Below are 25603 nucleotides of genomic sequence, written 5' to 3'. Positions count from 1 at the left end.
GGGCGCGGTTGAAGAAGCTACTGGAGGTTCGGTGTCTCGCAGCGTTCTCGTCACGGGTGGTAACCGGGGGATCGGGTTGGCGATCGCCCAGGCGTTCGCGGCACAGGGCGACAAGGTGGCCATCACGCACCGGGGATCCGGCGCGCCGGAGGGGCTGTTCGGCGTCCACTGTGACATCACCGACGGTGAGCAGGTCGAGGCCGCGTTCGCGGCCGTCGAAGAGGCGCACGGCCCGGTCGAGGTGCTGGTGGCGAACGCCGGCATCACCGACGACACGCTGCTGCTGCGCATGTCCGAGGACCAGTTCACGCGGGTGGTCGACACGAACCTGACCGGGGCGTACCGGGTCGCGAAGCGCGCGTCGTCGAAGATGCTGCGCAAGCGGTTCGGGCGGATCATCTTCATCTCGTCGGTGGTCGGCCTGACCGGTTCGGCGGGCCAGGTGAACTACGCGGCGTCCAAGTCCGGCCTGGTGGGGATGGCCCGCTCGATCGCGCGCGAGCTGGGGTCGCGCAACATCACCGCGAACGTCGTCGCGCCCGGTTTCGTGGAGACCGACATGACCGCGGAGCTGCCCGAGGCGCGGCAGAAGGAAATCCTGGCCCAGGTCCCGCTGGCGCGCTACGCCCAGCCGGCCGAGGTCGCCGGCGCGGTCACCTGGCTGGCCTCGGACGCGGCCGCGTACGTGTCCGGCGCGGTGATCCCGGTCGACGGCGGCCTAGGTATGGGCCACTAACTCTCGAAAGGGGGCCGGGTGTCCGGCTTGTTGGAAGGTAAGCGCATCCTCGTCACCGGTGTGATCACCGATGCCTCGATCGCGTTCTCGGTGGCCCGCCTCGCGCAGGAGCAGGGCGCGACCGTCGTGTTGACCGGCTACGGGCGCCTGTCGTTGGTGGAGCGGATCGCGAAGCGGCTGCCCTCGCCCGCCCCGGTCATCCCGCTGGACGTGACGTCGGCGGACGATCTCGCGACGTTGCCGGACCGGTTGCGCGAGCACGTCGACGGCCTGGACGGGGTGCTGCACTCGATCGGTTTCGCGCCGGCCTCCTGCCTCGGCGCGCCGTTCATGGACGCGCCCTGGGAGGACGTCGCGACCGCGATCCACGCGTCGACGTACTCGTACAAGTCGCTGATCGAGGCGGCGCTCCCGTTGATCCCGGAGACCGGCGGCTCGCTCGTCGGGCTGACGTTCGACGCCACCCAGGCGTGGCCGGCCTACAACTGGATGGGCGTGGCGAAGGCCGGCCTGGAGTCGGCCAACCGGTACCTCGCGCGTGACCTCGGGTCGCGCAAGATCCGGGCGAACCTGGTCGCGGCCGGCCCACTGCGGACGATCGCGGCGAAGAGCATCCCCGGCTTCAACCAACTGGAAGAGGCGTGGGGTCCGCGGGCTCCGCTGGGCTGGGACCTCAACGACCAGCAGGCCGCCGCCCGCGCGTGCGTGGCGCTGATGTCGGACTGGTTCCCGGCGACCACCGGCGAGATCGTGCACGTGGACGGCGGGTTCCACGCGGTGGGCTTCGGCGCGCTCTGAGACGGCGGTCACGCTCCGGAGTGCTCGGCGCGCCGATCCTCCCACGTGGTGGGAGGATCGACGCGTGACCGGTGCGTACGACGCTGTGCTGTTGCTCTCCTTCGGCGGCCCGGAAGGGCCGGACGACGTGATGCCGTTCCTCGAGAACGTCGTCCGCGGCCGGGGTGTCCCGGCCGCTCGGCTGGCCGAGGTCGCCGAGCACTACCAGCACTTCGGTGGTGTCTCGCCGATCAACGAACAGAACCGCGAGCTGCTCGCCGCGCTCGGCAAGGAGTTCGCGGCCCACGGCATCGATCTGCCGTTGTACTGGGGCAACCGCAACTGGCACCCGATGCTCGCCGACACGCTGCGCCAGATGCGCGCGGACGGCGTCCAGCGCGCGCTGGCGTTCGCGACGTCGGCGTACTCGTCGTACTCGTCGTGCCGGCAGTACCGCGACGACATCGTGACCGCGCGGGCCGAGGTCGGCGACGGCGCCCCGGCGGTGGAGAAGCTGCGTCACTTCTACGACCACCCGGGGTTCGTCGAGCCCCACGTGGACGCCGTGAAGGCCGCGTTGACCTCGCTGTCCTCCCGGGGTGACACCCGGCTGGTGTTCACCGCGCACAGCATCCCGACCTCGATGGACGCGGCGGCCGGGCCGGACGGCGGGCTGTACTCCGCCCAGCTGCGGACGGTGGCCGGGCTGGTGTCGGCCGCGGCCGCGCCCGACCTGCCGTGGGATCTCGTGTGGCAGTCGCGGAGCGGGCCGCCGCAGGTGCCGTGGCTCGAGCCGGACGTGAACGACCACCTGCGCACGCTGGCCGCGCAGGGGGTGACCGACGTGGTCGTGAGCCCGATCGGGTTCGTCAGCGACCACCTCGAGGTGATCTGGGACCTCGACAACGAGGCGGCCGAGACGGCGTCGGAGCTGGGACTCGGGTTCGCCAGGGCCGCGACGCCCGGCACCGACCCGCGCTTTGTCGCGATGGTGCGTGAACTGGTGACCGAGCGGCTGTTCGCGTCGTCGTCGGGGCGCCGCTTGGCCCCGTGGGACGCGTCCGGGCCGTCGTGCGGCACGAGCTGCTGCCCGGCCCCGGTGCGCCGCCCGACCGCCGCGCGCTGAGGCTGCGGGTTCTCGGCCCGACGACGGCTCGTCGGGCCGAGGGCGGCCCGGGTAGGCCCGAACACTCGTGGTGGGCCCGGAGAACAGCGGGCTAGCGCTCCAAGGGGGAGTTGATCGCCGCGGCGCGAGCACGGCGCGCGGCGGTGGCCAGCGGGCGGAACGCGGCGTCGCGGGCGGCGGCCTCGAACGCGTTCACGGCCGCGCCGGACGTGTCGGTGGACGCGAGCGTGAGTACTCCGGCGATCGTCGTCGCGCGGGCGGAGAGGCGCCGGGCCCGGGCGCTGTAGCCCACCGGGAGCTCCGGGCCCGCACCCTCGGAGCCGCGCAGGGAGGCGAGCCCCTTCGCCAGGCCGGGGGGCAGCCGTGCGACGTCGAGGTCGCGGAGCGCGCCGATGGCCTCGGTCAGCGCCATCGACAGGTCGTGGTCGGCCTCGGCCAGCGTGATCGACTCGGCCGGTACCGGCGTCGCCGGCAGCGGATGGGCCAGCCAGCACGTGCCCGCCCACCGGTCGGCCGGGTCGAGGTGCGGGTGGAGCTCGGCCTCCGGGACGAGGCCGGACGTTCCCAGGACGACGCCTTCGCCGGCGAGCAGCGCGGCGGAGGTGAACGGACCGGGGCCGGGCAGACCGCGCGGGTCACCGGCGGCCGGGAGCACCACGCGGATCTCGTCCGGGGGCACTGTCGAAAAACCCACCAATGCGGACGAAAGTGTTTCTTCGCTGCCGTCCGGATGGCGGACGAGGTGTTCCTCGTCACCCGTCGTCTCGTCGAGGACCTCGTCGAACGAGACCAGGCCGGCGCGCCACGCACGGGCCCAGGCGGCGAGCGTGGCGCTGCGCCGGCCCGGAGGGGCGGGGGCCTGCTGGTCGGAGCTGCGGGGGAGCACCCGAAGAGCCTATCCGGCGGACTTCGAACCATGCCCCGGGACGGCGTTCGGTAAGCGTGATGTGGGCCCGGTTTAGAGTTCCGTTGCACCGGTAACCAATCCCGCATGATCGGCATCCTGCTCACCATCATCGCGGCGATCCTCGTGATCTACGGCATCTTCCGGATCGTCCGGGGCGACCTCCTCTGGGGCATCGTCCTCATCGTCGTCGGCCTCCTCGTCGGCCCCGGCGGTTACAGCATCTTCGGTTGAGCCGTGTCCTCCGGCCGGCCTGACCGGCCCTAGGACACGGCGCCCCCTCGACCCCCTGCGGGGCCGATTCCCCCATCCCCACAACCCCCAACCCCCACTCCGATCCCCCGGCGGCACCCAGCCGCCCGGGGGATCTTTCGTGTCCACACCGGACCTCGGCGGCTCCCGGCGCGCCTGCGGGCGTAGCGCGCCGGGGTTCGCTACGGTGCGGCCCGTGCGCAGCAAGGACTACCGAGACGTGCTCGCGGGGAACTGGCGCAAACGCCGCACGGTCCCGACCGTCGAGGCCGAGGCCGACCTCGTCGTCGAGGAGGCCAACTCCGGCTTCTGCGGTGCCGTGATCTCCTGCGCCAAGGATGCGGTCACCCTCGAGGACCGGTACGGCAACCGGCGGATGTTCCCGCTCGGCCCGGCGGCGTTCCTCATCGACGGCGAGCCGGTCACGCTGACCCGCCCGGCGTCGAGCGCCCCGGTCACCCCGCAGCGGACCGCGTCCGGCTCGATCGCGGTGACCGGAGCCAAGGCCCGCGTCGCGAAGGCCAGCCGCATCTACGTCGAGGGTGTGCACGACGCGGCGCTCGTCGAACGCGTCTGGGGTGAGGACCTCCGGATCGAGGGCGTCGTCGTCGAGCCTCTGCACGGCATCGACGATCTGCCCGGGCTGATCCGCGCGTTCTCCCCGGGTGCGCACCGCAAGCTCGGCGTGCTCGTCGACCACCTGGTGCCGGGCAGCAAGGAGAGCCGCATCGTCGCCGAGGTCGGCTCGCCGCACGTGCTGATCACCGGCCACCCCTACGTCGACATCTGGCAGGCGGTGAAGCCGGCCGCGGTGGGCATCCGGGCGTGGCCGACGGTCCCGAAGGGCCAGGACTGGAAGCAGGGCGTGTGCGACGCTCTGGGCGTCGAGGACCCCCAGGAGATGTGGCGCCGGATCCAGCGCAGCGTGCACAGCTACGCCGATCTCGAGACGGAGCTCCTCGGCGCGGTCGAGCGTCTCATCGACCACGTCACGGCCGACGTTTACGGCGACGCGTGATCTGACCGTCTTTTTCGTCATCAAAGCGTGAAGTTGCCACTGTGCACAAGCGTGGGATGCTCAAAGGGTGAGCGCTTGGGTGATCTGGTTGATCGTCGGTGTCGGGCTGCTCGTTGCCGAGATGTTCTCTCTCGACCTCGTGTTGGTCATGTTCGCCAGTGGTGCGCTGGCGGCTGCGGCCGCGGCGGGTGTCGGTAGCCCGCTGCTCGTGCAGGCGCTGGTGTTCGCGCTGGTCTCGGTGGCGTCGCTGGTTGTCGTCCGTCCGCTGGCCAAACGAAAACTCGACGTCGCCCAGGATCCGGTGAAACACGGCATCGAAGCGGTCAAAGGCGCCAACGCACTGGTGCTGGAAGCCGTCGACGAGCACCACGGGCTGGTCAAGATCGGCGGCGAGCAGTGGACCGCTCGCGCCTACGACAGCACGCAGGTGATCGAACCTGGCCAGACGGTCCAGGTAGTGGAAGTGAAGGGCGCGACCGCGCTCGTCTGGAGGGTGCCCTGATGGACAGCGCCGCGCTGCTCATAGTCTTCGCCATAATCATCCTGGTTGTCCTGTTCGTGCTGGTCCGCGCGGTGCGGATCATTCCGCAGGCGCGCGCGGCCGTCGTCGAACGACTGGGTCGCTACAGCCGGACGCTGACGCCCGGCCTCACCGTCGTCGTGCCGTTCATCGACAAGGTCCGGCCGCTGATCGACCTCCGCGAGCAGGTCGTCTCGTTCCCGCCGCAGCCGGTGATCACCGAGGACAACCTCGTCGTGAGCATCGACACGGTCATCTACTTCCAGGTCACCGACCCGCGGGCGGCGACCTACGAGATCGCCAACTTCATCCAGGCCATCGAGCAGCTCACGGTCACCACGCTGCGCAACGTCATCGGTGGTCTGAACCTCGAGGAGACGCTGACCAGCCGCGACCAGATCAACGGTCAGCTGCGCGGCGTGCTCGACGAGGCCACCGGCAAGTGGGGCATCCGGGTCAACCGGGTCGAGCTGAAGGCGATCGACCCGCCGCACTCGATTCAGGACTCGATGGAAAAGCAGATGCGCGCCGAGCGTGACCGGCGGGCCGCGATCCTGACCGCAGAGGGCGTCAAGCAGTCGCAGATCCTCACCGCGGAGGGCGAGAAGCAGTCGGCGATCCTCCGGGCGCAGGGTGACCGGGAGGCGCGGGTGCTGACCGCCGAGGGCCAGGCCCGCGCGATCGAGACGGTGTTCGCCGCGATCCACGCCGGCAACCCCGACGAGAAGCTGCTGTCGTACCAGTACCTGCAGATGCTGCCGCAGATCGCGCAGGGCAGCGCGAACAAGGTGTGGATCGTGCCGGCCGAGCTCGGCAAGGCCCTCGACGGCTTCGGCCGCGCGTTCAACCCGGGCGCGGCCGCGTCGGAGAACGGGATCGTCCCGAAGCCGCCGGCGCCTCCGGCACCGCCCGCGCCCCCGGCCCGGTCGACCGCGGCGACGCCCGAGCAGACCGCGGCGGCCGAGGCCGAAGCCGAGGCCGCGGCCCGGGCAGCGGCCCAAGCCGTCGCCGACGCCACGAGCAGCACGCCCGGCGGCACGAGCGGCGCGCTCGGGCTCGAGCGCCCGTAACCGCCGCACCGGTCACGAGGACGACCGCGCCTCCACCGGCGCGGTCGTCTCCATTCGGCGAAGGCGCCGCACGCTGGGCACGAACGCCGCGGTCACCGCGGCGGTGAAGCTCAGCGCGGCGGCGCCGAGCAGCGTCGCGCTCACCCCGGCGCCCCCGGCGATCGGCCCGGCCACGACCTCGCCGACCGGGATCGCGAGGAACGACCCGAGCATGTCGTACGAGTACACCCGGGCCAGCTTGTCGGCCGGGACGTGCTGCTGCATCGCGGTCTCCCAGGCGACGCTGAACTGCTCGACGCCGATGCCGGTGAGGAACCCCAGCCCGAGCAGGAGCGGCAGGTAGGGCGCGACGCCCAGCCCCACGAGGAAGAACGACTCGAGGGACATGAACAGCATCGCGGCCAGCAGCGGGCGCCGGAACCGCGTGCGGAGCGCGACCACGCCCCCGACCACGAAGCCCGCCGTCTGCGCCGCGAGCACCATGCCCCAGCCGCCGCGCCCGATCGTGTCGTCGGCGACCGCGGGGCCGAGCACCTGCATCGCGCCGATCGTGGCGTTGATCACGGTGAACGCGACGACGACCACCCAGAGCCAGGTGCGTGCGGTGAACTCGCCCCAGCCCTCGCGCAGGTCCGCGACGACGTTCCCGCTCGGCTCCGACGCCACCCGCGGCACCCGCAGGCCGACGAAGACCAGGCCGGCCAGGACGAACGAGGCGGCGTCGACGGCCAGCCCCCAGCCGGGCCCGACGAACGCCACGAGCGCACCGCCGGCCGCCGACCCGACGATCAGCGCGCTGTTCGCCCCGATCCGCATCACCGCGTTGGCCTGCTGGAGCACGTCGCCCGGCACGGTCTGCGGGGTCAGCGCGGCGGTGGCCGGCAGGCTGAGCGCCGCGAGCGCCCCGTTGAGCGCGGACAGTACGACGAGCACGGGCACGTGGGCGACGTCCATCAGCACCAGGACCGCCACCACGGCTTGGGTGAGACCGCTCAGCAGGTTCGAGCCCACCAGCACCAGCGGGCGGGGGAGCCGGTCGGCGAGCACGCCCCCCAGCAGCAGGAACGCGACGTTCGCCAACGACCGGGCCCCGACGATCAGCCCGAGCATCGAGACCGACCCGGTGAGGTCGAGCACCGCGAACGCCAGCGCGATCGGGGCGACCGCGTTGCCCGCGGTGGTGATCGTGCGCCCGGTCAGCAGCCGCCGGTACGACGCGTGACGCAACGGGTTCACGGCTGCACCATCCGGAACAGCGCGACCGTCGCGTTGACCCGCACCGTGCCGGGGGAGCGCGGCGGTTTCGCCGCCTCGTGCAGGGCGTAGGACGCCTCGCGCACGGCGGTCACGACCCGCTCCCAGTCCTCCGGCGCCACCCAGACCTCGGCGTCGGTCTGGGCGCCGGGCCCGTCGGGGGCCAGCAGGCCGGCCCGCCGGCTCAGCTCCTCGGCGAGCACGAGGTAGGCGCCGCGCTGGGCGTCGACCTCGTCGGGGGAGCGGGGACCGCTCGCGGCGCCGGCCGGACGCTCACGGGAGACGTCGTACCGGTAGCGCTTGCGGCCGCCCCGGCCGGGGCCGCCCTCGTGGTCGACGACGACGGACGGCAGCACCAGCAACTTGCGCAGGTGGTAGCTGGCGTTGGCGTGGGTGATCCCGAGTTCGTCGGCCACCTCGGTCGCGGTCATGGCCGCGCCGGTGAGCAACGACAGGATCTGCAGCCGCAGGGGGTGCGCGGCTACCCGGAGCACGGTGACTCGATCCGGTTCCAAAGACATGTTGGAAACTATGGGCCGCGACGGCCGCGGGTGTCAAACAGTTATTGGGAACTCAGGCGCTGACGATCCCGTTCCGGTACGCGTACACCACGGCCTGCACCCGGTCGCGCAGGTCGAGCTTGGTGAGGATGCGCGACACGTACGTCTTCACGGTCTCGTGGCTGAGCACCAGCGCCGCCGCGATCTCGGCGTTCGACATGCCCTGCGCGATGAGCGTCAGGACCTCGGCCTCCCGCGGCGCGAGCACGTCGGGCCGCGCCGGGCCGGCGTCCACCGGGCGCAGGCGCTCTCCGAAGTGGCCGATCAGCCGGCGGGTGACCGACGGCGCCACCAGCGCCTCCCCGGCCGCGATCGTGCGTACCGCCCCGACCAGCTCGGCCGGCGGGGAGTCCTTGAGCAGGAACCCGCTCGCCCCGGCCCGCAGCGCCTCGTAGACGTACTCGTCGAGGTTGAACGTCGTCACGACGAGCACCCGGATCGGATCGGCGACGTCGGGCCCGGCCAGCTGCCGGGTGGCCTCGATGCCGTCGAGCACCGGCATCCGGATGTCCATGACGACGACGTCGGGGCGCAGGTCGCGCGCGGCCGTCACCGCCGCCGCGCCGTCGCCCACCTCGCCGACGACCTCGAAGTCGTCCTGGGCGTCGAAGATCGTGACGTAGCCGGTGCGGATCAGCGCCTGGTCGTCACAGACCAATACGCGAGTCATGCCGCCACCTCCGCCGCCGCCGGGATCGACGCCAGTACCCGGAAACCGTCGGCGGTGGGACCGGCGTCGAACGTGCCGCCGAACGCCGCGACCCGTTCACGCAGGCCGGTCAGACCACGCCCGCTCGAGCTCGCGCCGCCGGCCATCGTGGCCGTGCCGGTGGTCGTCACCTCGACCGTGACGGCCGACGACGAGCGCTCGACGCGGACCGAGGTCGGGCACCCGTTGGCGTACTTCACGGCGTTGGTCAGCGCCTCCTGCACCACCCGGTGCAGCGCCAGGGTCACCTCGCCGCCGTCGGTGACGAACTCGATCGGCTGGCCCATCGCGCGGGTGCGTTCGATCAGGTCCTCCAGTTTTCCGGCGGCCGGTTCGCGGGTGGCGTCCTCGGCCGGGTCGATCACCTGCAACAGGGCTCTCAGCTCGGTCAGTGCCTGCCGGCCGGTGCCGCTCACCGTGGACAGACTCTCGGCCGCCTTCTGCGGTTTGGCTTCGATCAGGAAGGCCGCCGCGTCGGCCTGCACCACCATCGCGGTGACGTGGTGGGTGACGACGTCGTGCAGCTCCCGGGCGATCACCGCGCGCTCGGCGGCGAGCGCCGTGGCGACGCTCGCCGTCCGCAGCGCCTCGGCGGTGTTCCGCTGCCTGCGCATCCAGTCACCGGCGACGAACGCCACCAGGAGCACGCCGTAGAACGTCACGAACGAGAACGCCGGCTCGTCCGACCCGCCCCGCATGAGCACCAGCACGAACACCACGTACGCCGCGGTCAGCACGACCGCCAGCACCCGCCGGTGGCGCAGCTGGTAGGCGCCCAGGCTGTAGAGCGCGACCAGGACGGCGACGCTCGCCGCGTTGCGCGGGTACGTGAGGCTCTGGTGGATCCCGGTGGCGAGGAACACCGGCAGGGCGCAGGCGATCGGCGCGGTGCGCCGGAGGACCAGCGGCACGCACATGGCGACGATCAGCACGGTCGCGAACACGTCGGCCGGCCGGTGGGCCGAGAACTCCGCCAGGTCCATGCCGAGGCCGTTCGCCGTCGGCAGGTACGCGACGCCGAGCAGGCCGGCCGCGAGCACGGTGTCGCGCGTCAGGACTCCCAGGCTTCGCCAGGGACGCAGCACCCGACGCCGAGCCGACTCCCACATGCCCGGCAGCCTAGTCACCCCAGCAGGGGATACCCCTTCGGCCCCGGAATCCGTCCGGAACCGGCCAATACGTACGTGAGATCGTCCCAGTCGGCCGGCCGGGCGAGGTCCCCGCGGAGCCCGTCGAGCGTGCGCACGGCGAGGGTGAGCTCCGGCGGTGGCCCCGGCAGCGCGACCAGCACGTCGAGGTGGTGCACGACGATCTCGACGACCCAGGTGGCCACGAAGTCGCCGAGCGGGAGCACGTGCCCCTGGAACCGCACGCACCCGTCGTCGGCCTGCGCGACGAAACGGCGCAGCGCGTCGAGCGTCGGACGGACGTGGTCGAGCAGGCCGGTGGGGCGGCCGTAGGCCGACGCGAGCAGCCGGGCGAACCGGATCTGCGCGACAGCGGCGTCCGGGTCGGGCTGCGGATACCCCGACCAGTAGGTGCGGAAGTCGGTGTCCGGCGGACCGTCCACCCGGTACGCGAAGCCGGTCATCATCTCGCTCAGCCCGAGGTGCAGGTGCGCGATCACGTCCGCGACGACCCAGCCCCGGCACCGGCTCGGCGCGAGCAGGTCGTCGTCGGTGCGCCCGTCCAGGAAGGCGGCGAGGTCCACCGCCGCGGTCTCGAACGCGTCCTTGGCCTCGCTGAGCGCTATCGTCACCGCGCCGAGGGTAGCCGCTGGTCGACCCCGGTGAGCTCGGCGTTGTGGGCAGCGGGCGGCCGTACCGGCACCTCCGGTAATGTTCGGCATCGCCATCCCGTTCGTCCCGGAGGGGGTCGCGCGTTCGACATCGAACGCGGCCGCCGACGCCACCGGCTGCCGGCCGCCGCTGCCGGCGCCGACGTCACGGCGCTGCCGGCCGGGTGCCCGACCGCGAGCGCACCGCGGCCGACCCCGCCGCCCGTGACCGCCTGATCGCCGTCGTCCGCACCGGTCCACGTCCCGAGAGCACCGCATGACACACATCGAGATCACCGACCCCGACGACCCGCGGATCGCGGACTACCGCGCGCTCACCGACGTGGCGCTGCGCGAGGCGTTCGAGCCGCCGCACGGGCTGTTCATCGCCGAGGGCGAGCTGGTCCTGAAACGCGCGGTGCGGGCCGGCTACCGCATGCGCTCGATCCTCGTCGACGCCAAACGGGTCGACCAGGTCGACACGATCGCGCCGGGGGCGCCGCTCTACGCGGCGACGCCGACGGTGCTGGAGGCGATCACCGGTTTCCACGTCCACCGCGGTGTGCTCGGGTCGGTGCACCGGCCGGCGCCGAGCGCGTCGGCGGAGTTGCTCGCGGCCGCCCGGCGTGTCCTGGTGCTCGAGGACGTCAACACGCACACGAACGTCGGCGCGATCTTCCGCGTCGCAGCCGGGCTCGGCATGGACGCGATCCTGCTCAGCCCCTCGTGCGCTGACCCGTTGTACCGGCGCAGCGTCCGGGTGAGCATGGGCGAGGTCTTCGCGGTGCCCTACGCCCGCCTGGACCCGTGGCCGACGGCGCTGGAGAGCATCCGCGAGGCCGGGTTCACGCTGCTTGCCCTCACCCCCGATCCGGGCGCGACCAGCCTGCGCGAGCTGAGCCCCCAGCAGCGGGAACGGCCGGCGCTCCTGCTCGGCGCCGAGGGGCCCGGCCTGTCCGGCACGGTGCTGACGGCCGCCGACGCCCGGGTGCGCATTCCGATGCACCGGGGCGTCGACAGCCTCAACGTGGCCACCGCGGCGGCCGTCGCCTGCTACGAACTCGGCGGCTGAACCACGCGCCGCACGTTCTCCTTCTCGGAGGGCCCCGGGGGAGCAGGCATGATCCACGGCCCGTCGTCCGACGGGTCGAGGACACCCTCCTCCAGCCACTGGTACCGGCCGTCGAGCACCCGCTCGGCCAGCATCCGGTCGGTGTCGTCGCTGTTGGTCCAGAGCGCCTCGAACAGGGCGTCGACCCGCACGGTGGCCTGGCGGCAGAACGCGTCCGCCAGCTCCATCGCGGTGGCTCCCCGCTGCGGCGGTCCGGCTTCCTTCGTCGACGCCGCACGCACGCAGGCCGCGCTCATCGCGAACAGCTCCGCTCCGATGTCGACGATGCGAGCCAGGAACCGCTGCCGGTGCTCGAGCCGCCCCTGCCAGCGCGACATGCCGTAGAACGTCTGCCGGGCCAGCTTGCGGCTGGCGCGCTCGATGAAGCGCAGGTGCCGGGAGAGCGGCCCGAACTCCGAGTAGGACGTCGGGAGCTGGCCGGCGCCGACGGCCAGCGTGGGGAGCCAGCCCGCGTAGAACTTGCTCGCCTGCGCCGCCGCCTTGCCCTTGTCGCCCAGCGAGGCGTCCGGGTCGATGATGTCACCGGCCACCGACAGGTGGGCGTCCACCGCCTCGCGCGCGATCAGCAGGTGCATGATCTCGGTCGAGCCCTCGAAGATGCGGTTGATCCGCTGGTCACGCAGCGCCTGCTCGACCGGTACCGCCCGCTCGCCCCGGGCGGCGAGCGACTCCGCGGTCTCGTACGCGCGCCCGCCGCGGATCTGCACCAGCTCGTCGGAGACCAACCAGCCCATCTCCGACGAGTACAGCTTGGCCAGGGCGGCCTCGATCCGGATGTCGTTGCGCTTCTCGTCGGCGAGCTGGCTGGTCAGATCCAGCACGGCCTCCAGCGCGAACGCGGTCGCGGCGATGAACGCGATCTTGCCGGCGACCGCGTCGTGCCGGCCGACCGGGCGGCCCCACTGCTCACGCGCGTTGCTCCACTCCCGGGCGATCTTCAGCGACCACTTCGCGGTGCCGGCGCAGATCGCGGGCAGCGAGAGACGGCCCGTGTTCAGCGTCGTCAGCGCGATCTTGAGCCCTTCGCCCTCGCGGCCGATCCGGTTCGCCGCCGGCACCCGCACCTGGTGGAACCGGGTGACGCCGTTCTCCAGGCCGCGCAGGCCGAGGAACGCGTTGCGGTTCTCCACCGTGATGCCCGCGGAGTCGGCCTCGACGACGAACGCGGTGATGCCGCCGCGGTGCCCCTCGCTCTTGGGTACCCGCGCCATCACGACGAGCAGTTCCGCGACGACGCCGTTCGTGGTCCACAGCTTGACGCCGTCGAGCACGTAGTCGTCCCCGTCCGGAACCGCGGCGCACGCCAGCCGGGCCGGGTCACTGCCGACGTCGGGCTCGGTGAGCAGGAACGCGCTGATCGCGCGGGTGGCGCAGCGGGGGAGGAACTCCCGCTTCTGCTCCTCGGTGCCGAACTGCACGACCGGCTGCGGGACGCCGATCGACTGGTGCGCCGAGAGCATCGCGCCGATCGCCGGGTTCACCGAGCCGGCCAGCATCAGCGCTTTGTTGTAGTAGACCTGGGTGAGGCCGAGGCCGCCGTACTCGACCGGGATCTTCATGCCGAACGCGCCGAGCTCCATCAGCCCGGTCAGGACGTCGTCGGGGATGCGTGCGTCGCGTTCGATCGCGGCCGCGTCCACCGTGGCCAGGAACGGCGTCAGGCGGGCGAGGAACTCCTCGCCGACCTTCCGGGCCTCGTCGCTCGGTTTCGGTTCGGGGTGGATCAGGTCGAGCGGAAACCGGCCGAGGAACAGTTCCTTCGCGAAGCTCGGCTTCGTCCACTCGGTCTGACGTGCGGCTTCGGCGACCTGGCGGGATTCCCGTTCGGTGGGGGCAGTCGTCATGGACGTCTCCGTTCCGGGGCACAGTAGTTACCTACCGGTAGCTACTGTGCCCCGAACGGGTGACGTGCGCCACACCTACTCGTCGACGAGCAGCCTCTCGCGGAGCTTGACGAGGGTCTGGGAGAGCAGACGCGACACGTGCATCTGCGAGATGCCCATGCGCTCGGCGATCTGCGACTGCGTCATGTTGCCGAAGAAGCGCAGGATCAGGATCTTCCGCTCGCGCGGCGGCACCTGGGCCAGCAGCGGCTGCAGCGACTCCCGGAACTCGACGTGCTCGAGCGCCGCGTCCTCGTCGCCGAGCGTCTCGGCCAGCGACGGCATCTCGCCGTCGCCGCGCACCGGGTCGTCGAGCGACGAGCTGCGGTAGGCGTTCGCGGCCTCCAGGCCCTCCAGCACCTCCTCGCGGGAGAGCTTGAGGTGCTCGGCCAGTTCCGAGGCGTTCGGCGCCCGTCCGTTGCGCTGGGAGAGCTCCGCCGTGGCCGCGGTCAGCGACAGGTGCAGCTCCTTGAGGCGACGCGGCACCCGCACCGCCCAGCCGTGGTCGCGGAAGTGCCGCTTGATCTCGCCGACGACGGTGGGCACCGCGTAGGAGAGGAAGTCGGCGCCGCGCTCGGCGTCGAACCGGTCCACCGAGTTGATCAGGCCGACGGTCGCGACCTGGACCAGGTCCTCCAGCGGCTCGCCCCGGTTGTTGAACCGCCGGGCCAGGTGCCGCACCAGCGGCAGGTGCATGGTGACGAGCTGGTCGCGGATCTGCTGCCGGCGGGGCGAGCCCTCGGGCAGCGTGTCGCGCTCCGCGAACAGCGCGGCCGCCTCCCGGCGGGACTCCGATCGGGCGTCGGCGACCTCGTTGTCGGCCACCTCGGTGATGTCGACCTCGGCCTCGTCCGGTTTCACCGCCGCCGGTTCTTCGACGCTCGGCTGTTCGCTCTGCGGCGCGGTCACGCCGGTTCCCCCCTACGGTCGGAGCCGGCGTGACCGCGTGGCGACTCGGCCGGCCGGACCTCACGCGAGCGCTCGGTGGTGCCGGGGGAACGCTCGTTCACGCGTGCGCCTCGAGCCGGTGTTTGACCAGCTGGATGTGGACGACGTTCCCGTCGGTGGTCCACGTCTTCACCTCGTCGACGAGCGCGGTCAGCACCCGCCAGCCGAACGTGTTCTGGCCCGGCACCGTGCCGTCCTTGGTGGTGGCCGAGACCGACACCCGCAGCGCGTGCTCGTCGGCCCGGAAGACGCACCGCAGCCGGCCGGGCGCTGCGGCCTTGGCCACCAGCTCCGCGCACGCCTCGTCGACCGCCATCCGCAGGTCGGACACCTCGTCGAGGTCGTAGTCGAGGCGGACCGCCAGGTCGGCGGCGAGCGCGCGCGCGACGGGGACGTGCACCGGGTCGGCGGGCAGGGTCAGTTCGATGTCGCTGCCCGCATCGTCGGAAACGGGTGGGGCCTCAACGGGCTCCGAGCTGGTCCGTTCGGGCACCGCCATCAAGCTCGCTCCTTGCTGTTCCATCCAAAACCCCGGGCGGGGACCCGGGGCGCACACGCGGGCCTTACCCAGGCCTCGCAGGCCCGAACCTACCGCCCTCGCGGGTTCGCCGGGGCGTCGGGCCGTACGCGGTGAGCATTGCGCCCGATCCGTGGGAGGGTGGTTCCTGGCACGTTCCGGTTGACGGTGCTGGCTGGCGGGTACAGCGTGCGCGCCTCGACCGGCACGGTTCGGGCGGGTGGCTGCGGTGGGGAGGATGCAGTGGTGACGTCGGATACCAGTACCAGGAGCAACAGTGGGTCCACCCCGCGGCCGGCGGTGGAGCGGGCCCGGGAACCCTCGATCGGGCAGCTGGTCAACGACGTCGCCGCGGGCGTCTCGAGCCTGGTCAAGGCCGAGATCGCGCTCGCGAAGGCCGAGGTGGCCCAGGAAGCGAAGAAGGCCGTCGCGGGTGTGGCCGGGTTGGCCGTCGCGGCGGCCGCCGGCCTGATGATCGTGCCGCTGCTCTCCCTCGCCGCCGTGTACGCGCTGCGCGAGGTGATGGCCGGTTACTGGGCCGCGCTGATCGTCGCCGGGGTCTGGGCGCTGATCGCGGGGATCGCCGGCCTGTTCGGTGCGTTGCGCCTGCGCCGGGTCAAGCCCGTCCCGACGCAGGCGATCGAAGCGGTGAAGGAGGATGTGCGGTGGGTCCGCGACCGGAAGATTTAGAACGCGACATCGCGTTCGCCCGCGAGCAACTGCGGCGGGACGTGGACGAGTTGGTGGGCCGGGTCCGCCCGAAGGCCGTGGTCGCTCGTCAGACCGAAAAGCTCACGCAGCGGGCCCAGGGCACGCTCGCCTCGGTGGGACCGCTGCTGCGCAACGGCCGGGACCAGGTGCTCAGCCGGCCGGCGCTGCTCGGCGTCGGCGCGGGGCTCACCGTGCTCACGCTGGTCACGGTCGTCTGGCGGGTCCGCGCCCGGCGATGAACGAACGCTGAAGGCGGGGCCCCTCTCGAGGAGCCCCGCCTTTTCAGCGTGCGGCGGCCGTCTTCCTGCGGTTGGCCTTCTTGATCGCGTCGACGAGTTCGCTCTTGGTCATCGTCGAGCGACCGCGGATCTCGAGCCTGCGGGCGACCTCACGCAGATGGGTCTTCGACGCGTTGGCGTCGACGCCCTCCTCGGTCTTGCCGCCGCGCCGGGCGGCCGCGCCGGTCTTCTCCGACTGCTTGTCGGAAGGGCCTTTGCGCTTCTTCGGCTCCCAGTGGTCGCCGACCTTCTCGAACGAGTGCTTGACCGAACCGAACGCGGTGCGGTGGGCCCGTTCGCCCTCGCCGTACTGCTCGACGGCCGAGTCGTGCGTCTGGATCCACGTCTCCTGCGCCTTCTTCGGCGAGCGTTTGAGCGTGGACGGCAACTCCTGACGGCCGGGCATCACTACCTCCTCGGGACGAATACACCGATGCCACAGGGTTTGCCCGTGGCATCGGTGACAAAACGCCCGAGGACCGAGCTCAGCTCCCGGCCGGCGGCAGATCGGTGTACGACTCGTAGAAGTCGAGCACCTGGTCCAGGCCGGTGAGAGTGAGCGGGCGGCTCACCGTACGGTTCGCGCAGACCAGCCGGAACTTCGTCCCGACCGTCTCGGCCTGCTGGGAGAGCTCCACGAGGACGCCCAGGCCGTTCGAGCCGAGGAACGTCACCGCGTCGAGATCCAGCACCACGTCCGAACCGGGTATCGCCACGACCGGCGTCAGGGCGTCACGGAGCCGGGGTGCGGTGAGCATGTCGATCTCGCCGCCGACCCGTACTACCTGCCGCCCGTCGTCCGACGGTGGAACCTGTTCCACCGACAGAACCGCGTCCGTCGCGTCTCCGAGCGCACCGGTCGCGGCACCGTTTCGCTGCGGGACCGCCGAACCAGCGGGGTCGACCATTACGTACTCCCTCCATCGCTGCCCTGAACCCTAGCCCGGACGCCGCATCGCTGCGGCAGAGGCCGGAAGGCACTCGGGAGTAAACCGCAGTGACTCAAGCGGTCTTGCGCTGGCTTGTGCCCTTCGTGGCGGTTTTCTTGGCCGTCGACTTCGCCGCGGTCTTCTTCGCCGCGGTCTTCGCCGGGGCTTTCTTGGCCGTGGTGGCCTTCTTCGGCGCCGCCTTGCGGGGTGCGGCCTTCTTCGCCGGCGCCTTCTTGGCCGCCGGGCGGCTCTCCTCCACGGTCTCGCCGCGCGCCCGCTTGGCCTCGGCCACGCTGGCCTCCAGCGCGGCCATCAGGTCCAGCACGGCGCCGCCACCCTCGGCCGGGGCCTCCGGCTGCTCCACCTCGTGGCCCTGGATCTTGGCGTCCACGACCTCGCGGAGCGCCACCGCGTAGTCGTCGGTGAACTCGTCCATGTCGAGGTCGCCGGTGAGCGTCTGGATGTAGGACTCCGCCATCTGCATCTCCTGCGGGCGGACCGCGATGTCGGAGTCCGGAGCCAGCTCGGCCGGGTCGCGGATCTCGTCCGGCCAGAGCATCGTCTGCAGCAGCAGTACCTCGCCGTAGGGGCGCAGCAGCGCCAGCGCCTCGCGCTGCCGGAGCGCGACCTTCACCAGCGCGACCGTGCCCGCTTTCTCCAGCGCCTCGCGGAGCAGGACGTACGGCTTCGCGCCCGGCCCGTCGGCCTGCAGGAAGTAGCCCTTGGACAGGTACAGGCCGTCGACCTGCTCGGTCGGGACGAACTTCTGCACGTCGATGTTGCGCCCGGAGGCGATCGGCAGGTTCTCGAAATCGGCGTCGTCGAGGACGACGACCTGCCCGTCGGGCAGCTCGTACCCCTTGGCGATCTCGCTGTAGGGGACCTCCACGCCCTCGGCCTCGCACACCCGCCGGTAACGGATGCGGCCGCCGTCGGCCGCGTGGACCTGCCGGAGCTGGACGTCGTGTTGCTCGGTGGCGGAGAACAGCTTGATCGGGATCGTGACGAGCCCGAACGAGACGACGCCCTTCCAGATCGCACGCATGGCTGGTGCCCCCTGTGGGTAAATGTGCTCGAATCCACTCTGCGTTTACCGCCGGGGGGAAGTCCAGCGTGGAGGTGTCGGCGTGGCGAAAGCTTCGGGAACGACCACGGTCGCCGTGGCCGGACGTCAGCTCGCTTTGTCGAACCTCTCCAAGATTCTCTACCCGGAGACGGGTACCACGAAAGGCGAGGTGATCGACTATTACTCGCGGATCGCGCCCGTTCTGATACCTCATTTGGCAGGTCGTCCGCTTTCTCTCAAGCGGTACCCCGAGGGTGTCGCGGGCCAGGGCTTCTTCGCCAAGAACGTGCCGAACGGGGCGGCCGACTGGGTCCGCACCGAACGGTTGCCCGCCCCCGGCAGCACGAAGAACCGCGACGAGATCGACTACGTCGTGCTGCCGCCGGACGACGGCGACGCGCTGGCCACGCTGGTCTGGCTGGCCAACCTCGCCTCGCTCGAGCTGCACGTCCCGCAGTGGCAGGTCGGCCCGCGCGGCGGCGTCCGCGGCACCGATCTGCTGGTGTTCGACCTCGATCCGGGCGCGCCGGCCACCGTCGTCGAGTGCTGTGCGGTCGCGCTGCGCCTGCGTGAGGTGCTCGACGACGACGGGCTGACCGCGGTGGCCAAAACGTCGGGTTCCAAGGGCATGCAGGTCTACGCGGCGATCAAGCCGGCCGAGCCCGGGCGCACGTCGGACTACGCGAAGGCCGTCGCCCAGCAGCTCGAACACGAGGACCCCACCCGGGTGACGTCGGTCATGCGCCGCGCCGTGCGCCCCGGCAAGGTGTTCATCGACTGGAGCCAGAACAACACCGCGAAGACCACGGTCGCGCCGTACTCCCTGCGGGCGCGGCCCGCGCCGACCGTCTCCACCCCGTTGCGGTGGGACGAGGTGGCTGCCTGCGAACGCCCGGAGGAGCTCGTGTTCACGTTCGGCGACGTGCTGGCGCGCGCGGCCGACGACGGTGATCTGTTTCTCGATCTGCTCACCCGTGAACGCCCGGCGCTGCCGCGTCGTTGAACGGGTGCGAACGCGTGGAGGGCTCTTGCACGGGCGGTCTCGGCGAGGATAATCCGAGCCGTTCCCTCCGTGACGCAGCGGTCACGGCGGGCACGCGGCCTCCAAACGGACGGCTCGGTCGGTCGGCCGGGCGGGGGACGTCCGACAGGTTCGCCGGCGCGGGCCATTAGGCTGGGTGGCAACCGGAGGTCGGCGTGAGAACACGCTCGGTACAGGAGGAGACCCTGACCATGACCAGTGGCGAGTTGGCCGTGCACGGAGCGCGATCATGACGCCGGTCGACGCAGTCTCGCCGACGCTGTCGGGCAGCCCCGTGCCCTCCCTGGACGCCCCGGCCGACGGTGACCTGGTGGTCGAACGCCGGGTCGCCGATCCGAGCGCGTGGTGCGAGGCACTGCCCGCGGCCGCGGGCCGCACGGTGCTGATCTCCGGGCGCGTGCTCGCGGACGGCACCGCGCCGAGCGTCGACGCGGCCGTGCGGTTCGCCGGGCAGTTGCGGATGGCGGTCCGGGCGATGGCCCGGGTCGATCTGGCGCCCGCCGAGGCGCTGGGGCAGCTCGACGGCCTGGTGGCCGAGTGGGAGGAGCCGTTCCGCGCCCGCCTGCTCTACGGGGTGTTCGACCCGGTGGACGGGGCGTTCTGCTTCGCCCAGGCCGGGCACCCGGGGCCGGTGATCTGCTCGGTGAAGGGGGCGGCGGTGGCGCCGCCCGCGCCGGAGGGTGGCCCGCTGGGCGGATTCGTCAGCATGAACGCGTCCTACGGCGAGCAGACCGTGGCGATCCCGCCGGGCGGGAGCGTCGTCGTGGCGCTGCCGGGTGCGCTCGCCGACGACGAGGAGTACGCCGTCGGCGGCTTCTCGCTCGACACCCACCGGCGGTCCGCGGCCGTCGACGCGGTGGCCCCCGCGGTCGCCGGCGCGCTGGGCACGGGTGTGCACGACCCGGTCGCGGTCGCCGACGTCGTCGTGGGCGCCGCTCCGGGCAGCAGCGTGCTGGCCGCCGGGTGGCCCACCGGGCTGACGGTCGGGCCGGTGCGGGTGATCGAGCTGGAACTCGGCGAGGGGGAGGACCCCACCCGCCGGGCGCGCGCGTTCTGCTACGGCGTGCTCAGCACCTGGCAGCTGACGCCTCTGGTGCGTGACGACATCGTGCTGGCGGTCTCCGAGCTGGTCGCGAACGCGCTGCTCTACGGCGGCGCGGCCGAACAGCTGCGGTTGCGCCGCTCGGCGAGCCGCATCGTGATCGAGGTGTTCGACCGCGAGCCGGCCATGCCAAGGCCACGCATCGCCGACGCCGACGCCGAGAGCGGCCGCGGGCTGTTCCTGGTGCGCCGGGTGGCGGCCCGCTGGGGTGCCCGCGCGGTGCCGGGCGGCAAGGCGGTCTGGGCCGAGTTCGACCTGAACGCACCCCCGCGCACCACGGACGACGAGCCCAACGAGCCGACGCTCGAGGCGGCCGGCTAGCTCCCGGGCCTACGACGGCTAGGCGGACCTAGCCGTCGCGGGCCCGGTTGTCAGCCGCCGGCCGCGCTCAGGCCCAGGGCCTTCTCGGCGTCCTCGATCGTGGTCACGAGCGGGACCACGCGGTCCACGCCGGTCAGGCGGAAGACCCGGGCGACGATGCCGGGCGTGGTGACCACGACGTGCAGGGAGCCGTCGCGGTCGCGCAGTCTCTTGTGGTCACTGACCAGGATGCCGAGCCCGGTCGAGTCGAGAAAGGTGACTTCGCGCAGATCGACGACGTGCCGGTGCTTGCGCTGCTCGACCAGCTCGTGCAGCGGATCACGCAGCTGCGAGCCGGTGGTGACGTCGACCTCGCCGGCGACGGTGACCAAGGCGTAGTGCTCGCGGTCGTCGACGGTGACCCGCAGCCGGCCGAAACTCTCCGGCTTGGACCGGGCGGCGCTCCTCGCCCCTACGGCCCGACCCTGACGCTCACGCATGGAACCCGACCTTCCTCTACGGTTCCCGATTCTTGCCTGTCCTGCTGCCGGTCCCCGGGATCGGTCACGCGGGCAGTCTAATCGCGTAACGGACCGTCATCGTGCCTCCCCTATCTTTCTCTCAGTAGACCCAGAATTCGATCCCAGGATGGAGATTTCACCCCATCCAGAATTGGAAGAGCCTCTGCCCGAGGGCGATGTACACCTCGGGGATGCCCAGCAGCGCCAGGAACCACCCCACGATGCTGAAGAACGCCTGGTTCACCGGCGGGATCCACAGCAGCACGAACAGCAGCAGCACCGCGTAGGGCGCGACCGGCGCGACCTTCCGCAGCACCTTGTTCGACAGGTAGGGCTGGATCACGCCGAACCCGTCCAGCCCCGGCACCGGGAGCGAGTTCAGCACCGCCGCGGTCACCTGCAGGAAGGTCAGGAACGCGAACGCGCCCCAGAACTCCACGTGCAGCATGTCGTTCGGCGCGAACGTCGTGAACACGACCGCCAGGACGGCAGCGAGCAGGATGTTCGTCATCGGCCCGGCGAGCGAGACGAGGCTGTTGGCGAGCCGGCTACGCAGGTAACGGCGGTCGATGAACACCGCCCCACCGGGCAGGCCGATGCCGCCGAGCAGCACGAACAACAGCGGCAGCAGGATGCTGTAGGCGAAGTGGGTGTACTTCAGCGGATCGAGCGTGAGGTAGCCGCGCTCGGCCACCGTGCGGTCGCCGCTCCGGAACGCCACCATCGCGTGCGCGAACTCGTGCAGGCAGAGCGACACGACCCAGGCGCAGGCGACGAACACGAACGCGGTCAGGCCGGTCGGCCCGCTGCGGTTCCAAAGCGCCCATCCGGAAACCGCCGTGGCCAGCACCAATCCGACGAAGATCGGGCTGGGCCACCGGCTCACCGAGGCCCCCGGCCGCTGGCGTACCGGCTCTCCGGTCGTCACTGTTCTCCCTCGCGCTGTGGCCCTTTCGTGACCATCCTGCCTCGCTGATGCACGTTCTGCCCGTCAGGTCGGGGTCGCTACCCCCGGTACGGGGTCATTATTTCGACGGAAAAGGGGCGGCTACCGTTCCCCGGCAGCCGCCCCTTCACGCGGTCGATCAGTTCGGTTCGGCGACCCGGGTCTTGACGATGCCCAGCGGCTTCGCGATCGACTCGAGCGACTTGCGCTCGGCGTCCACCCCCAGGAACCAGGCCACGAAACCACCGACGATCATCAGCCCGGCGCCGAGCAGATAACCGCCGAACAACGGCCCGCGGCTCTCGCCGTCACCGATCAGCTGGCCGAACAGCCACGGCGCGATCACCCCGCCGAAGAACTGGGAGATCGCGAAGAAGAACGCGATCGCCTGGCTCCGCAGCTCCAGCGGGAAGATCTCACTGACCGTCAGGTACCCCGCCGAGGCCGCCGCCGACGCGATGAAGAAGATGACGCACCACAGGATCGTCTGCGTCACCGCGGTCAGGACGTTGGCATAGAACAGGTAACCGGTGAACGCCAGCAGGATGCCGGACGACACGTACGTCCCCCCGATCATCTTCCGCCGCCCGATCGTGTCGAAGAACGGCCCCAGCACCAGCGGGCCGATCAGGTTGCCGATCGCGAACGGGAAGAAGAAGTACGGGATCGTGCCGGAATCGACGTCGTAGAACGTGCCCAGCACCAGCGCGTACGTGAAGAAGATCGCGTTGTACAGGAAGGATTGCGTGGTCATCAGCGTGAACCCGAGGATCGTGCGGCTCGGGTACTGCTTGATCATCACCTGCGCGATCTGCCGATAGGTGACCGGCGGATGCGGCTTGACCTCGGAGGCTTCGCTGTCCGGGACGTCCGGGAGGTGCTTGCCTTCGGCCTTGATGCGCGCTTCGATCTCGTCGACCGTGCGTTCGGCTTCTTTCTGGTAGCCGTGCGTCATCTGCCAGCGCGGGCTCTCCGGGATGTGCCGGCGCAGCGGCCAGATCGCCAGACCGATCAGCGGGCCGAGGAAGAAGCCCAGCCGCCAGCCGATGTTGTCGGAGAAGAAGTCGGGGTTCAGGAAGACGATCTGCGCGGCCGACGCCAGCGCGGCGCCACCCCAGTACGTGCCGCTGATCGCGAGGTCGACCCGGCCGCGGTAGTGCGACGGGATGAGCTCGTCGATCGCGGAGTGGATCGCGGCGTACTCACCACCGATGCCCATGCCGGCCAGGAACCGGAACAGCAGGAACTCGTAGAACGTGAACGAGAACCCGGTCAGACCGCTGGCGACGAGGTAGAGCGTCAGCGTGATCAGGAACAGCTTGCGACGCCCGAGCCGGTCGGCCATCCGGCCGAACCAGAGCGCGCCGACGACCTCACCGAACAGATAGACCGACGCGGAGAGCGTCACCTGTTGGGCGCTCAGCCCCAGCGCGCCGTCCTCGGTGAGCTTGTCGGCCACCGTGGACGCGATCTGGATCTCGAGACCGTCGAGGATCCAGGTCACACCGAGCGCGATCACCACCAGCCAGTGGAAGCGCGACCACGGTAGGCGGTCCATTCGTGCCGGCACCAGACTCCGGAAGGTTCTCGCTTCCGGCTCCGTCTCAGTTGACGCCATCGTCCACCTCCCCAGGGAACTGGGAGTTGCTCTACCCAACGAAATCTGCGGCGAATCCTGGCGGAACTAGCGGGCGTCGCCGGGCGTTCCGGCTTTCTGTCGGTGGGTGGGGTTCTAATGAGCCATGCTTCTCGCGGAGGTCGCCGCGGCCGGGCGTGACGTCGCCGCGGTCAGTTCACGCAAGGCCAAGGCCGAGCGGCTGGCGGTGGTGCTGCGTCAGCTCTCGGGCGACGAGGTCGTGCCGGGCGTCGCCTGGCTGTGCGGTGAGTTGCGGCAGCGCCAGATCGGCGTCGGCTGGGCGTCGCTGCGTGATCTGCCGCCGTCCGCGGCCGGCGAGCCGGCGCTCACCGTGCGCGAGGTCGACGCGCGCTTCGCCGAGATCGGTGGGCTCGCCGGGCCCGGGTCGCAGGCGGCGCGGCGGTCGGCGCTGGCGGAGCTGTTCGCCCGGGCCACGTCCGAGGAGCAGGCGTTCCTGCGTGCGTTGCTGGTCGGTGAGGTCCGGCAGGGCGCGCTGGCCGGCGTGATGATCGACGCGGTCGCGGCGGCCACCGGGCTGCCGCTGGCCGCGCTGCGCCGGGCCCTGCTGCTGCGCGGCGACCTGCGTGCGGTGGCCGAGGCGGCGCTGCGCGACGGCGCGTCCGGGCTGGCGGCCTTCCGGCTGGAGGTCGGGCGGCCGCTGGCGCCGATGCTCGCGCAGCCGGCCGAAGATCTCGCCGAGGCGCTCGCGCGCTCCGGCGCCGCGGCCGTCGAGGAGAAGCTCGACGGCGCGCGGGTGCAGGTGCACCGGTCGGGCTCCGACGTCCTGGTCGTCACCCGCAGCCTCGACGACATCACCGCGCGGGTGCCCGAGGTCGTCGAGGCGGCGCTGGCGTTGCCGGTGCACACCGCGGTGCTCGACGGCGAGGCGATCGCGTTGCGGCCCGACGGGCGGCCGGAGCCGTTCCAGGTGACGGCGTCTCGGGTCGGGAGCCGGGCCGACGTCGCCACCGCGCGCGAGAAGATCCCGCTGGCGGCGGTGTTGTTCGACGCGCTGCACCTCGACGGCGAGGACCTGCTCGACCGCCCGGCGGGCGACCGGTTCGCCGCGTTGTCGGCGGTGGCGCCGGCCGAGAGCGTCGTCCGCCGCGTGCTGGTTCCCGAGTCCGGTGCCGACGAGGGTCGGGCGCCCGCCGATCCTGCGGACGGGGAGCCGGACGGCGCCGGGCCGGCGGGCCTGGAGCCAGGTGGCGGTCGTTCCGGGGGTGGTGCCGGGTCCGAGGCGGCGGCCGCGTTCGTGGCGGCGACGCTGGCCAGGGGGCACGAGGGGGTCGTGGTGAAGTCGCTGGCCCGGCCCTATGCGGCCGGGCGGCGCGGGGGCGGCTGGTGGAAGGTGAAGCCGCGGCACACGCTCGATCTGGTCGTGCTCGCCGCCGAGTGGGGCCACGGGCGCCGCCGGGGTTGGCTGTCGAACCTGCACCTCGGCGCCCGCGACGCGTCGGGCCAGGTGGGCGAGGCGGGCGGTTTTGTCATGCTCGGCAAGACCTTCAAAGGCATGACCGACGCGATGCTGAAGTGGCAGACCGAGTACCTGCTGGAACGCGCCGTGAGCCGCGATGCGTACACGGTGTACGTGCGGCCGGAGCTGGTGGTGGAGATCGCGTTCGACGGGGTGCAGGCGAGTACGCGGTATCCCGGGGGAGTGACTCTGCGGTTCGCGCGTGTGAAGGGATACCGCACCGACAAGCCGGTAGCCGAGGCCGACACCTTGGAGGCGGTGCAGGCGATCCACGGTTCGTAGGCTTTCGGAGCCGGCGGAGCCGGAGCCGGAGCCGGAGCCGGAGCCGGAGCCGGAGCCGGAGCCGGAGCCGGAGCCCGAGCCCGAGCCCGAGCCCGAGCCCGAGCCCGAGCGGGGTGCTCGGGCCGCGGCC

28 protein-coding genes are annotated in these 25603 nt (G+C 71.6%); 13 read left to right on the top strand and 15 right to left on the bottom strand.

The annotated features are described in order from the left end of the window. Positions 1 to 31: 31 nt before the first annotated feature. The 3 genes from fabG (at position 32) to CRYAR_RS30825 (ending at position 2639) form a co-directional block, all read left to right on the top strand. Positions 32 to 736 carry a 3-oxoacyl-ACP reductase FabG gene (gene fabG, locus CRYAR_RS30835; protein WP_035856812.1) on the top strand — a complete coding sequence of 235 codons (705 nt, stop codon included), beginning with the start codon at positions 32 to 34 and terminating at the stop codon, positions 734 to 736. 18 nt (positions 737 to 754) lie between these two features. After that, entirely contained in the window at positions 755 to 1534 is a 780-nt protein-coding gene (fabI, locus tag CRYAR_RS30830; protein ID WP_035856811.1) for an enoyl-ACP reductase FabI, read from the top strand. A 130-nt stretch (positions 1535 to 1664) separates the two neighbouring features. Continuing rightward, positions 1665 to 2639 (top strand): ferrochelatase, encoded by a 975-nt coding sequence (locus CRYAR_RS30825; protein ID WP_051572266.1) that lies wholly within the window; start codon positions 1665 to 1667, stop codon positions 2637 to 2639. Positions 2640 to 2730: 91 nt separating this feature from the next. On the opposite strand, the gene CRYAR_RS30820 is transcribed toward CRYAR_RS30825, so the two are convergent. Next, positions 2731 to 3525, bottom strand: coding sequence for a hypothetical protein (locus CRYAR_RS30820; protein ID WP_035856807.1), 795 nt, complete (start codon positions 3523 to 3525; stop codon positions 2731 to 2733). Positions 3526 to 3630: 105 nt separating this feature from the next. On the opposite strand from CRYAR_RS30820, the gene CRYAR_RS47650 reads away from it, so the two are divergent. From CRYAR_RS47650 to CRYAR_RS30805, 4 genes are all read left to right on the top strand, one after another. Then, entirely contained in the window at positions 3631 to 3777 is a 147-nt protein-coding gene (locus CRYAR_RS47650; protein ID WP_157018194.1) for a GPGG-motif small membrane protein, read from the top strand. Positions 3778 to 3991: 214 nt separating this feature from the next. Then, complete coding sequence (locus tag CRYAR_RS30815; protein WP_035856805.1) at positions 3992 to 4813, top strand: DUF3097 domain-containing protein; 822 nt, start codon at positions 3992 to 3994, stop codon at positions 4811 to 4813. Between the two features lie 121 nt (positions 4814 to 4934). Next, a complete protein-coding gene (locus tag CRYAR_RS30810) occupies positions 4935 to 5315 on the top strand; it encodes an NfeD family protein (protein WP_051572264.1) in 381 nt (126 codons plus the stop codon). Then, positions 5315 to 6403 carry an SPFH domain-containing protein gene (locus CRYAR_RS30805; protein ID WP_157018192.1) on the top strand — a complete coding sequence of 363 codons (1089 nt, stop codon included), beginning with the start codon at positions 5315 to 5317 and terminating at the stop codon, positions 6401 to 6403. Before CRYAR_RS30810 ends, CRYAR_RS30805 begins: the two co-directional genes overlap by 1 nt. Positions 6404 to 6415: 12 nt before the next feature. Here CRYAR_RS30805 and CRYAR_RS30800 read toward each other — a convergent pair whose 3' ends face one another. From CRYAR_RS30800 to CRYAR_RS30780, 5 genes are read right to left on the bottom strand one after another with little or no spacing between them, the layout of a single operon-like run. After that, positions 6416 to 7639: an MFS transporter gene (locus CRYAR_RS30800; protein ID WP_035856799.1), complete on the bottom strand. Its 1224-nt coding sequence runs from the start codon at positions 7637 to 7639 to the stop codon at positions 6416 to 6418. Further along, positions 7636 to 8178, bottom strand: coding sequence for a helix-turn-helix domain-containing protein (locus CRYAR_RS30795; protein ID WP_035856798.1), 543 nt, complete (start codon positions 8176 to 8178; stop codon positions 7636 to 7638). Before CRYAR_RS30795 ends, CRYAR_RS30800 begins: the two co-directional genes overlap by 4 nt. A 52-nt stretch (positions 8179 to 8230) precedes the next feature. Continuing rightward, positions 8231 to 8887 (bottom strand): response regulator, encoded by a 657-nt coding sequence (locus tag CRYAR_RS30790; protein ID WP_035856797.1) that lies wholly within the window; start codon positions 8885 to 8887, stop codon positions 8231 to 8233. Then, complete coding sequence (locus CRYAR_RS30785) at positions 8884 to 10053, bottom strand: sensor histidine kinase (RefSeq protein ID WP_169745099.1); 1170 nt, start codon at positions 10051 to 10053, stop codon at positions 8884 to 8886. The genes CRYAR_RS30790 and CRYAR_RS30785 overlap by 4 nt, the downstream gene beginning before the upstream one ends. Then, positions 10050 to 10685 (bottom strand): maleylpyruvate isomerase N-terminal domain-containing protein, encoded by a 636-nt coding sequence (locus CRYAR_RS30780; protein WP_051571156.1) that lies wholly within the window; start codon positions 10683 to 10685, stop codon positions 10050 to 10052. Before CRYAR_RS30780 ends, CRYAR_RS30785 begins: the two co-directional genes overlap by 4 nt. A 295-nt stretch (positions 10686 to 10980) precedes the next feature. Between CRYAR_RS30780 and CRYAR_RS30775 the strand changes: the two genes are divergently transcribed. Further along, the gene (locus CRYAR_RS30775; protein ID WP_035856795.1) at positions 10981 to 11775 is read left to right on the top strand and encodes a TrmH family RNA methyltransferase; all 795 of its coding nucleotides are present in this window, start codon (positions 10981 to 10983) and stop codon (positions 11773 to 11775) included. Here CRYAR_RS30775 and CRYAR_RS30770 read toward each other — a convergent pair. From CRYAR_RS30770 to CRYAR_RS30760, 3 genes are all read right to left on the bottom strand, one after another. After that, positions 11757 to 13679 (bottom strand): acyl-CoA dehydrogenase family protein, encoded by a 1923-nt coding sequence (locus CRYAR_RS30770; protein ID WP_035856794.1) that lies wholly within the window; start codon positions 13677 to 13679, stop codon positions 11757 to 11759. The genes CRYAR_RS30775 and CRYAR_RS30770 overlap by 19 nt on opposite strands. 75 nt (positions 13680 to 13754) lie before the next feature. Then, positions 13755 to 14627, bottom strand: coding sequence for an RNA polymerase sigma factor SigF (locus CRYAR_RS30765; protein WP_084701146.1), 873 nt, complete (start codon positions 14625 to 14627; stop codon positions 13755 to 13757). A gap of 97 nt (positions 14628 to 14724) precedes the next feature. Then, positions 14725 to 15165, bottom strand: coding sequence for an ATP-binding protein (locus CRYAR_RS30760; protein WP_051571155.1), 441 nt, complete (start codon positions 15163 to 15165; stop codon positions 14725 to 14727). 264 nt (positions 15166 to 15429) lie between these two features. On the opposite strand from CRYAR_RS30760, the gene CRYAR_RS30755 reads away from it, so the two are divergent. Both CRYAR_RS30755 and CRYAR_RS30750 read left to right on the top strand, forming a co-directional pair. Continuing rightward, positions 15430 to 15873: a phage holin family protein gene (locus tag CRYAR_RS30755; RefSeq protein WP_063725947.1), complete on the top strand. Its 444-nt coding sequence runs from the start codon at positions 15430 to 15432 to the stop codon at positions 15871 to 15873. Next, positions 15849 to 16133 carry a DUF3618 domain-containing protein gene (locus tag CRYAR_RS30750; protein ID WP_035856792.1) on the top strand — a complete coding sequence of 95 codons (285 nt, stop codon included), beginning with the start codon at positions 15849 to 15851 and terminating at the stop codon, positions 16131 to 16133. Before CRYAR_RS30755 ends, CRYAR_RS30750 begins: the two co-directional genes overlap by 25 nt. 43 nt (positions 16134 to 16176) lie before the next feature. Here the strand turns inward: CRYAR_RS30750 and CRYAR_RS30745 are convergent, their stop codons facing one another. From CRYAR_RS30745 to ku, 3 genes are all read right to left on the bottom strand, one after another. Beyond that, positions 16177 to 16578 (bottom strand): ChaB family protein, encoded by a 402-nt coding sequence (locus CRYAR_RS30745; protein ID WP_035856791.1) that lies wholly within the window; start codon positions 16576 to 16578, stop codon positions 16177 to 16179. Between the two features lie 79 nt (positions 16579 to 16657). Beyond that, the gene (locus CRYAR_RS30740; protein WP_084701142.1) at positions 16658 to 17080 is read right to left on the bottom strand and encodes an STAS domain-containing protein; all 423 of its coding nucleotides are present in this window, start codon (positions 17078 to 17080) and stop codon (positions 16658 to 16660) included. 94 nt (positions 17081 to 17174) lie between these two features. After that, complete coding sequence (gene ku, locus CRYAR_RS30735; protein ID WP_035856790.1) at positions 17175 to 18146, bottom strand: non-homologous end joining protein Ku; 972 nt, start codon at positions 18144 to 18146, stop codon at positions 17175 to 17177. Positions 18147 to 18228: 82 nt separating this feature from the next. On the opposite strand from ku, the gene ligD reads away from it, so the two are divergent. Together ligD and CRYAR_RS30725 are read left to right on the top strand one after the other, a co-directional pair. Next, positions 18229 to 19170 carry a non-homologous end-joining DNA ligase gene (gene ligD / locus CRYAR_RS30730; RefSeq protein WP_035856789.1) on the top strand — a complete coding sequence of 314 codons (942 nt, stop codon included), beginning with the start codon at positions 18229 to 18231 and terminating at the stop codon, positions 19168 to 19170. A 268-nt stretch (positions 19171 to 19438) separates the two neighbouring features. Next, positions 19439 to 20632: an ATP-binding SpoIIE family protein phosphatase gene (locus tag CRYAR_RS30725; protein ID WP_051571154.1), complete on the top strand. Its 1194-nt coding sequence runs from the start codon at positions 19439 to 19441 to the stop codon at positions 20630 to 20632. A 50-nt stretch (positions 20633 to 20682) separates the two neighbouring features. On the opposite strand, the gene CRYAR_RS30720 is transcribed toward CRYAR_RS30725, so the two are convergent. From CRYAR_RS30720 to CRYAR_RS30710, 3 genes are all read right to left on the bottom strand, one after another. Next, complete coding sequence (locus tag CRYAR_RS30720; RefSeq protein ID WP_051571153.1) at positions 20683 to 21111, bottom strand: STAS domain-containing protein; 429 nt, start codon at positions 21109 to 21111, stop codon at positions 20683 to 20685. Between the two features lie 157 nt (positions 21112 to 21268). Next, entirely contained in the window at positions 21269 to 22060 is a 792-nt protein-coding gene (locus CRYAR_RS30715) for a site-2 protease family protein (protein ID WP_211247720.1), read from the bottom strand. A gap of 157 nt (positions 22061 to 22217) precedes the next feature. Further along, the gene (locus tag CRYAR_RS30710; protein WP_084701138.1) at positions 22218 to 23696 is read right to left on the bottom strand and encodes an MFS transporter; all 1479 of its coding nucleotides are present in this window, start codon (positions 23694 to 23696) and stop codon (positions 22218 to 22220) included. A gap of 124 nt (positions 23697 to 23820) precedes the next feature. On the opposite strand from CRYAR_RS30710, the gene CRYAR_RS30705 reads away from it, so the two are divergent. Then, positions 23821 to 25473 (top strand): ATP-dependent DNA ligase, encoded by a 1653-nt coding sequence (locus tag CRYAR_RS30705; RefSeq protein ID WP_035856785.1) that lies wholly within the window; start codon positions 23821 to 23823, stop codon positions 25471 to 25473. Positions 25474 to 25603: the final 130 nt, after the last annotated feature.

The sequence above is a fragment of the Cryptosporangium arvum DSM 44712 genome (assembly GCF_000585375.1).
Taxonomy (GTDB): Bacteria; Actinomycetota; Actinomycetes; order Mycobacteriales; family Cryptosporangiaceae; genus Cryptosporangium; species Cryptosporangium arvum.
This window is presented reverse-complemented; position numbering and strand designations above follow the sequence as displayed.